Annotated in this window: 1 protein-coding gene; it reads right to left on the reverse strand. The window is 64.3% G+C overall.

Features of this window, described 5'->3' with window-relative positions; genetic code table 11:
* Nucleotides 1-263: 263 nt before the first annotated feature.
* Nucleotides 264-1,277: a tripartite tricarboxylate transporter substrate binding protein gene (locus GEV05_19145; GenBank protein MPZ45464.1), complete on the reverse strand. Its 1,014-nt coding sequence runs from the start codon at nucleotides 1,275-1,277 to the stop codon at nucleotides 264-266.
* Between the last annotated feature and the right edge of the window lie 540 nt (nucleotides 1,278-1,817).

A 1,817-nucleotide genomic window follows, 5' to 3' on the forward strand; every position in this document is an offset into this window, starting at 1 on the left:
GTAAGAAAATCGTGGTCTGTCCCCGATTTGTTCATCCAACCGGAATCCATGAACAGCGACCAGTAGCGATACGCACAAGCCGATCGCGCTCAACCAGACCGGAGCGAACCCCGGTCCGGGCGAGAACTCGTCGCCGTACTGGAAGGTGGGGCCTTCCTACGGGCCGGCGCCGAAGAACGCTGACAGCAGCAGCCCGCCGTAGAAGTCGGCGCGCGTCATGATTGCTCCCTCCCTGCGCAGCCGGAGTTCGAAACGAACGCCACTTACTTCTTCTTGACCACGCCCAGTTCGGTCAGGATTTCCGTGTACAACACGGTTTGCTCCGCCAGGTACTTCTCGGCATCGTCGCCGACCTCGAGCAGCGGGCGCAGCCCGTTTTCGTCCAGGTACTTCTTGAACCCGGGCGACTGGAACAATTTCACCATCGCGTTCTGCCAGAACAGCGCCTGGTCCTTGGTCAGCCCCCCGGCAGCCACCACGCCTCGAAACTGATCGAGGGTGACGTCGATTCCCTGCTCCTTCGCGGTCGGCACGTCCTTCCACTTGTCGAGCCGCTCCGGGGAGAACATCGCGAGCGCCCGCAGCCGCTTCGCCTTGATCAGCTCCGTGGCCTCGCTGGGATTCGGGCTCGCGAAGTCGACGGTGCCGCCGAGCAACGCGGCGTTCACCTCGCCGCCGCTCTGGAACACGATGTAGTTGAGCTTCGCCCCGGTCACCTTCTCCAGCCGATGCCTGATGATGGCGTCGGAGCCGGACGGACCGCTGCCGCCGACGCGAATGGAGTTCGGCTTTTTCTTTGCCGCCGCGATCAGATCCTTGAGCGATTTGTAGGGGGAATCGGCGCGCACCACGCCGACATAGTCCTCCACGCACAGCACCGCGAGGTTGGTGAAGTTTTTGTAGCTGACCGGCGAATGTCCCTGGATAGGCGTGGTGATGTAGGAGCCGGTGGCCGTTGCGATGATGTGGGGATCGCCCTTCTTCTGGTTCAGGTGCGAGTAGGCCACGGCGCCGCTGCCGCCCGGCTTGTTCACGACGTTGATCGGCACGGTGACGATCTTCTCGTCCGTCAGGACCTTGGCCAGACTGCGGGCGAAGATATCGCTGCCGCCCCCGGCGGCCGACTGGACCAGGAACTCGACCGGCTCTTGCGGCTTCCAGCTCGAGGCCGGAAGCTTGGGAACAGCGGTGCCGCTCTGGGCGGCGAAGGCCGTGGCGACCGGCGCCAAGACAATTGCGGCGGCAATAGAAACAGAACGAAACGCAGCAAGACGCATGACCCCCCTCCTGGTGAGCGTCCGGTGATCCGGACAGGCGTTACGAGGCGCTATTGCGCGCCAGTATCCTGCGGCCGATCCTCCGCCGTCAACACACGCACACACAAGCCGCCGTACAGTCGTGCGTGTGTGTCGTCACGCCCGGCCGGATTACCATAGCAGCCGGCCAGCCATGAGGAGGTCCGGCATGATGCTCAACCGCGCGCTCCTTGCCGTGATGCCTCTCCTGCTGCTCGCCGCTTGCGGCGGCGTCCGGAGCATCGTGCCGCAACAGTCCACGCTGCCTGAGGTGCGCGACCGGATGGGGCGCCCCACCGACATCCGCTTCGATCGCGACGGCAATGAGCTGTGGGAATACGCGACCGGCCCGATGGGCGACCAGACTTATCTCGTTCGCGCTGCCATGGACGGGCGCGTCCTCGAGGTGACCGAATTGATTACCCAGGCACGGTTCGCCAAAGTGGTGCGCCATGCCAGCACCAAGGCGCAGGTGCGCGACCTGCTCGGCATGCCGTCCGAATTGCAGTACTTCGGGGGCGA

The sequence above is a fragment of the Betaproteobacteria bacterium genome, from assembly GCA_009377585.1.
Taxonomy (GTDB): domain Bacteria; phylum Pseudomonadota; class Gammaproteobacteria; order Burkholderiales; family WYBJ01; genus WYBJ01.

What these genes read in the sequence shown, in the direction of transcription:
- GEV05_19145 (MPZ45464.1), bottom strand. Translation starts at nt 1,277, where the DNA reads ATGCGTCTTGCTGCGTTTCGTTCTGTTTCTATTGCCGCCGCAATTGTC.